Annotated in this window: 7 protein-coding genes; all 7 read right to left on the reverse strand. The window is 74.6% G+C overall.

From position 1 onward, the window contains the following. Nucleotides 1-40 precede the first annotated feature (40 nt). The 7 genes from AB0K43_RS31165 to AB0K43_RS31195 all read right to left on the reverse strand — a co-directional run bounded on the left by AB0K43_RS31165 (nt 41) and on the right by AB0K43_RS31195 (nt 5,245). On the reverse strand, nt 41-265 hold the full coding sequence (locus AB0K43_RS31165; protein ID WP_363645749.1) for a hypothetical protein: 225 nt from the start codon (nt 263-265) through the stop codon (nt 41-43). A 287-nt stretch (nt 266-552) separates the two neighbouring features. Continuing rightward, nucleotides 553-873 (reverse strand): hypothetical protein, encoded by a 321-nt coding sequence (locus AB0K43_RS31170; protein ID WP_363645750.1) that lies wholly within the window; start codon nt 871-873, stop codon nt 553-555. Nucleotides 874-975: 102 nt separating this feature from the next. Continuing rightward, nucleotides 976-1,509: a hypothetical protein gene (locus tag AB0K43_RS31175; RefSeq protein ID WP_363645752.1), complete on the reverse strand. Its 534-nt coding sequence runs from the start codon at nt 1,507-1,509 to the stop codon at nt 976-978. 40 nt (nt 1,510-1,549) lie between these two features. Then, nucleotides 1,550-1,852 (reverse strand): hypothetical protein, encoded by a 303-nt coding sequence (locus AB0K43_RS31180; RefSeq protein ID WP_363645754.1) that lies wholly within the window; start codon nt 1,850-1,852, stop codon nt 1,550-1,552. 316 nt (nt 1,853-2,168) lie between these two features. Beyond that, a complete protein-coding gene (locus AB0K43_RS31185; RefSeq protein WP_363645756.1) occupies nt 2,169-2,882 on the reverse strand; it encodes a hypothetical protein in 714 nt (237 codons plus the stop codon). Between the two features lie 72 nt (nt 2,883-2,954). Further along, nucleotides 2,955-3,494 carry a hypothetical protein gene (locus AB0K43_RS31190; protein ID WP_363645758.1) on the reverse strand — a complete coding sequence of 180 codons (540 nt, stop codon included), beginning with the start codon at nt 3,492-3,494 and terminating at the stop codon, nt 2,955-2,957. Beyond that, entirely contained in the window at nt 3,494-5,245 is a 1,752-nt protein-coding gene (locus AB0K43_RS31195; protein ID WP_363645760.1) for a hypothetical protein, read from the reverse strand. Before AB0K43_RS31195 ends, AB0K43_RS31190 begins: the two co-directional genes overlap by 1 nt. Nucleotides 5,246-5,479: the final 234 nt, after the last annotated feature.

Genomic DNA, 5,479 nt, shown 5'->3' on the forward strand with positions numbered 1-5,479 from the left:
CTGTGATGCCGGACCACGCCCACCATCGTGTCGTTGTCCGTCAGCGGCGGCCTCGGCTGCTGCTCGGGGAGGAGCCCCGGCGCCAGGTCGAAGGGGCTCGGCCGCGGAACGTCTCCCCGGAGAGCACCGCCTGCCGGTTCTCCTCGAACGCCGCCGCCGGGCCGCCATCCCTGCGGGAGGCGGGCGGGAAGACGCAGTCGGTGTGCGCCCACCCGGCGAAGATCTTCGTCACCCTGGTCTTCGCCGGGTACGCCTGCTCGCACATCGGGCACCGTCCCGGGAACCGCGACGGTGCGCCGGGGCCGCGCTCCGGAGCGGGGGCCGGTACCGCCCGGGCCGCCTTCGACGGCGGGGCCGTCCCCGGCAGCGGCGGCAGCGGTGTGTCCGGGGCCACCGACCGTTGCCCGGCCGCCGTTGCCCGCTCCAGGCACGCGGCGTGGCACGGCTTCTTCGTCTTGCTCACCGCCCGCTGGGCGGTCCCAAGCGGGCGGCGACAGATCGCGCACAGCCCGCCTGGCGGCCGGGCCGCCGCGCCACGGCCTGGACGCCCGCTCACGGCTCGACCACCCGAAGCCGCGGGCCAGGCAGGCCGGGAACCGTCAGCTGTGCCCGGTGCTCCGCCAGCGGGGAGTAGACCTTCGTCGACGCGTGCTCGGGGTGCTCGGCGAAGACCCGGTTCTCCATCTGCTCCCGCAGCCGGTCCAGCGCCTCGAGCGCGATCAGCGCCTCTCCCGTCGGCTGCGCCCCGGGTCCGGTCTTCGGGTAGGCGCCCAGCAGGGTGACGCGCACCTCCAACACCTGGTCCCGTATCCCGGCGAGCACCTGGCCGAGCCGCAGGTGGTCGTGGTGGGCGAGGCCGGGCTTCTTCGGCATCGAGGGCGCTCCTTGATCGTCAGGGTGGCCGGAGCGTACCGCCGCCCGCCGCTGCCGGGCCGGAGCGGTTCACCCGATCGGGGAGCGGCGCCAGTGCGAGCCCTAGCGGGCGAGCAGGGCGCGGCGGCCGGCTGCCTCCCGCTCGCGGTGCGGGGTCTGCGTCTCGGCGGTGCTCTGGTCGCTGTAGGTCAGGACGCACAGGGCCTTGGGCTGGGCGCCGCACTGGGTGCACGACAGGAACCGCCAGGCGTCGCCCGGGTCAGTGCCGGCCGGGACGGACCCGGTCACCTTCGGCGGCTTCGCCGGGCCGGCGGGCTTCGGCTTCGGCTGGGGCCGCTTGGCGGTGGCGTGCGGGTCGCAGGCCCGGTGGACCGGCTTGCCCCGGGAGCGGCCCTGGACGCCGTACACGGGCGGGGAGTCCGCAGTCGCCTCGCCGCAGATCGCGCAGATGAGCGGGCCGCGGCGCCGCTGCGGCTTCTGCGGGGCCCTCGCCTTCTGCGCCGGGACCACCCTGCTGCTCCCGTCCGCGCTGGTGACGGTGACCGGGGAGGCCGGTGCAACGTCGTACTCGCGGAGTGTGGGGGTGGCGGTGTGCTTCTGGCCCTTCCGACCGCCCCTGCCGATTCGTCCGGTCATGGCCCGCAGCGTAGTGCCGCCCACCTTCCTCTCACGGGCGCTACGGCCGCATGCCATCGGCCATGTCGTGGAGGAAGTGGACCGCGTCGTCCCACCCCGTCGCATACCAAACGGGGCCGGTGAGGGCGGTTGGGTCGTGCGGGACGGCCGCCAGCTGCACCGCGGCCTGCTTCCACGCGTCGGCCACCAGCGCCCGCATCCGGTCTAACTCGGCGACCAGGGCGACGAGCTCCTCAGTCGGCGGCAGCTCGACTGGCCCGGCGCCGGCGGCCAGGGCGCGGCGCAGCCGGTGCGCGGCGAGGCGGGCCAGCCGTTCGGTGTTCGGGTCGGTGACGTCGGTCATGGCGATTTCCGTTCCTTCGGTGAAATTCGGGCGGATTTCCCTGCTCGGGCCGCCGGATATCGCTGTGCGACGCTCTTTCCGGGGGCCGGGGATTGCGGTTCGGATGGTTCGAGAATTCAGTGGCCGGTCCGGGTCTGGGTCGATCGGCCCCGCAAAACCGGCTTCCAGCCGGTCGTGAGCGGGCCGGACCGCTCGCCGGGTCGGGCCCTGGTCCGTCCTGGTGCTGCTGCCGGTCCCGAGGTTGTGATGACTCGAACTTGCCTTGCTTGCAGGTGAGTTACCGGGCGGCGGCTGGCCGTTCCGGAGCGTGGTGCGGTCATCTGCGGTGGGGCCAGGCGGTGGCCATGTCGGCCAGGTAAATTCCGGGCGGGGTGTCCTCCATTGCCCCGGCGAGGGCGAGGGGCCGGTGGGTGAGCAGCTCGGCGAGGATCAGGCTCTCGGGCTGGCGGGCGAGGACGTAGGCGGGCGCGGGCCAGGCGCCGGGGTCGGTGTCGTGTGCGCTGCCGGGTCCGTAGTCGCGGTACAGCTGCCGCAGTTCGGGCTCCCGGTCGTGGGTGAAGGCGGTGAGGCGGGCGGGGTAGCCGGGCTCGGTGACCAGCCACCGCACCGCGTACAGGACGTGGTCGGTGAACTCCTCGTCGTGGGGCCGCTCGCCGACCAGGCCGTGGAACAGGTCCTCCATCACGGCGCGCACGTCGCGCAGCTCGGGGCTGGGCGGGGCCGGGGACCAGGGGATCGGCGGGTTCGGTGCTGACGGCATGGCGATGCCGCCGCGCTTGGCCTCGACGCGGGAGCGCTCGGCGAGCTCGGCCAGGCGGGCGTTGACCGCGATGCTGCTGTCGTGCCAGCCGTCGACGTAGCCGTCCCCGTCGCGGTCGTCGGGGAAGCGCACGCCGATGCTGGAGACGGTGCCCTGCACCGCGTCGAGGACGTCCCACTCGATCCGGGCGATGGCGGCGGAGGCCTGCTCGCGGGTGTGGCCGGCGGCCACCAAGAGGTCGGTCACCAGGTAGTAGCCGGGGCCGCGCATCAGGGCCTCTCTTTCGTCAGATGGGGGCGGGGCGGCCCTGGTACGGGCCGCCCCGGGGAGTTGGGTGGCGGGTCAGCTCAGGTCGAAGTCGTCGGGGTCGAACGTGAAGTCCTCGGGGTCGAAGCCTCCGTAGGAGCCGCCGTTGAAGTAGTCGGCGAGGGCACCGCCGATCACCTCGCGCACCTCCCCCTCGTCCTGCGCCCGGGCGAGGGCGGCGGCCTGGTCGCCGGTCAGCTCGAGGTGGACGTCGCGCTGGCGGACCGCGTCCGAACCCCGGATCTCGAACGTCATCGTCCGCCCGACCCGGGCGCGCACGCCGGAGATGGTGCCGCGCTGCGCGAGCTGCTTGGCCTTGCGCTCGCGGCCGCGCTCGGTGGTCTGCACCTCGACCGCGTCCAGGCGCAGCTTCTCCTGCTGCTTGACGGGGTGGCGGGAGCCGTCGATCCACCGCTGGACGGTGCGGGGGGAGACGCCGTAGGCGGCGGCCATCGCCTTGGTGCTGCCGCCGTACTTCCGGTCCCGCACCTGCCCGGCCTGCGTGGTGGACTGCACCGGTGCCTTGCGCGAGGGGAACAAAGCCTCGCGGACCCGCCCGAAAATCCCCTTCGCCATCAGTTGCCGCCTTCCTCATCGTGGTCGGTGCCGGCCGGCCCGGCGTCGGCCTGGTCGGGGCCGATGTAGGTGCCGTCGGTGGCGTAGTGGTGGACCAGCTTGGACGGGTACTCACGGCGCCCCAGCGCCTCGAGCACCGCGGGCAGCGGGATCGAGGACTCGTGCTTGTGGCTGCCGGGCGCGATCCCCAGGCGCAGCGCGCCCGGCACCGGGGTGCCGTCGTCCTTGACCGGCAGCAGCTCCAGCGGGGACGCCTCGTCGGTCGCGTAGAGGTAGGAGTCGACGTTGACGGCGATCGGCGCCCGGCCGGTCAGCAGGAAGGTCTTGCGCAGGCGGCGGTGGGCGGCGATCCGGGCGGCGGCGATGATGTGGAAGCGGATCTCGGCCCGGTAGGACCACTTGGAGGCGACCTGTTCCTCCCACTGCTCGTCACTCAGGTGCCTGGCGGAGTCCGACCACTTGCCGATGCCGCCCTTGTAGACGGACTTGTAGAGCCCGGCGAGGACCAGGGCGTCGGCCCGGGCGGGGTCGTCGCCGGTGTCCTTGTGCACGGCGTAGGCGGCCAGGAACTCCTCCGGGGCCTGGCCGTCGGTCAGGCCGAGGTCGGCGTAGGTCCGCTTGTAGCCGCCCCGGATCCGGCCGGTCCACTCCTTGAGCAGCGGCACGGTGTGGGTGGAGATGTAGGCCTGGGTGATGGTGGCCGGGTCGAAGCCGTACGCCTCGGCCATGTAGGCCACCGTCGGGGTGGCGTACCAGCTGGGCCCGGTGGGCGGGCGGCCGTGGAAGGTGGCCGGGTGCGGGAGCAGCTCGTCCACCGGGGTGGTGGTGAAGTCGCACCACCACAGGCCTGCGGTCTTGCCACCGTTCCAGTCCGGGCCCTGCACGAGCTTGAGCGGTCCGGCGGGCAGGCGCAGGGAGTCGGTGACGGACAGGTAGGAGGCGCAGACGTCGACCGCGACCGCCCACGGCCGGACGGCCTCCTGCTCGGTGAGCTCGCGGGCCCACCACTTGTAGTCCTCCTCCTCGCACACCGTCTCGCCCGCGGCGAGCAGCTGGCGGGTCGCCGGGTGGCGGGCTCCGGCGGCCGGCGGCACCGACACGTCGCCTTTGGGGAGGGCGCCCTCGCGGAGGAAGGAGGACCACTCCCCCGTCGCCGGGTTCTTCACCCACTCCTCGCGCGGGCGCACCGCCTCCAGCAGGTTCATGCCGGTGACAGCGGTCGTCGCACCCGGGGCGACCCCCAGATCGGTGGTGAAGGCACGGAAGCGGCGCGCGAACGTCGCCCCGTCCACGGTGCCGTCCGGGGCGGTGGCCAACTGGACGGCGAGCGCGCTGGTGGCCTGCTGGCGGCCGTCGCCCTGGCCCAGCCACGGCGCGACCACGACCCGGACCGAGGTCTTCTGGCCGCCGGCCGAACCGGAGCGGCGGAACGCGTGGAACGCCGGGCCGACGTGCTCGGAGACCTCCATGCCGACCGTAGCGGCGGCCTTCGCCAGCTTGGTCTGCAGCGCGGCCAGCGCCTTCTCGGTGGCCGGGAGCGCGGCGGGCAGGCCAAGCTGCTTGAGCGCGCCCGCGGTCAGGCACACCGTTCCGTCACCGCCCTTGCCCGACGGGTGGGCCCGCTCGATGCGCAGCGGCAGGCCGGTGCCCAGCCACGCGAACCAGTCGCCGAGCTTGGTCCCGGCCGGGGCCGGGATCTGCGGGATGTCCAGCGCCCAGGTGCCGTCCTCGGCGACGTCCAGCGCGACCATCGGCCACCACTTCGCGGCCGCCGTGGAAGCGGGAGCAGCGGGACGCGCGGTGGCCGGAGTGCCCGTGCGCGTCGCCGCCGGGCGGGCCGGGGTGCGGGAGACTGCCGGGCGGCGGGCGGCCGCAGCGGCGCCCGCGGGGGCCTGCGGCGGGGGGGGCGCGGGGCGGGGGGGCTCGGCGGCCGCCGGGGGGGCGGGCCGCAGGGCCTGGACTGCGGGCGCCCGGGGGGCCGGCCG

The organism is Kitasatospora sp. NPDC049258, assembly GCF_040678895.1.
Lineage (GTDB): Bacteria > Actinomycetota > Actinomycetes > Streptomycetales > Streptomycetaceae > Kitasatospora.

Coding starts and splice junctions, on each gene's coding strand:
- AB0K43_RS31165 (WP_363645749.1), bottom strand. CDS start 265: ATGTGCGAGCAGGCGTACCCGGCGAAGACCAGGGTGACGAAGATCTTC.
- AB0K43_RS31170 (WP_363645750.1), bottom strand. CDS start 873: ATGCCGAAGAAGCCCGGCCTCGCCCACCACGACCACCTGCGGCTCGGC.
- AB0K43_RS31175 (WP_363645752.1), bottom strand. CDS start 1,509: ATGACCGGACGAATCGGCAGGGGCGGTCGGAAGGGCCAGAAGCACACC.
- AB0K43_RS31180 (WP_363645754.1), bottom strand. CDS start 1,852: ATGACCGACGTCACCGACCCGAACACCGAACGGCTGGCCCGCCTCGCC.
- AB0K43_RS31185 (WP_363645756.1), bottom strand. CDS start 2,882: ATGCGCGGCCCCGGCTACTACCTGGTGACCGACCTCTTGGTGGCCGCC.
- AB0K43_RS31190 (WP_363645758.1), bottom strand. CDS start 3,494: ATGGCGAAGGGGATTTTCGGGCGGGTCCGCGAGGCTTTGTTCCCCTCG.
- AB0K43_RS31195 (WP_363645760.1), bottom strand. CDS start 5,245: ATGGTCGCGCTGGACGTCGCCGAGGACGGCACCTGGGCGCTGGACATC.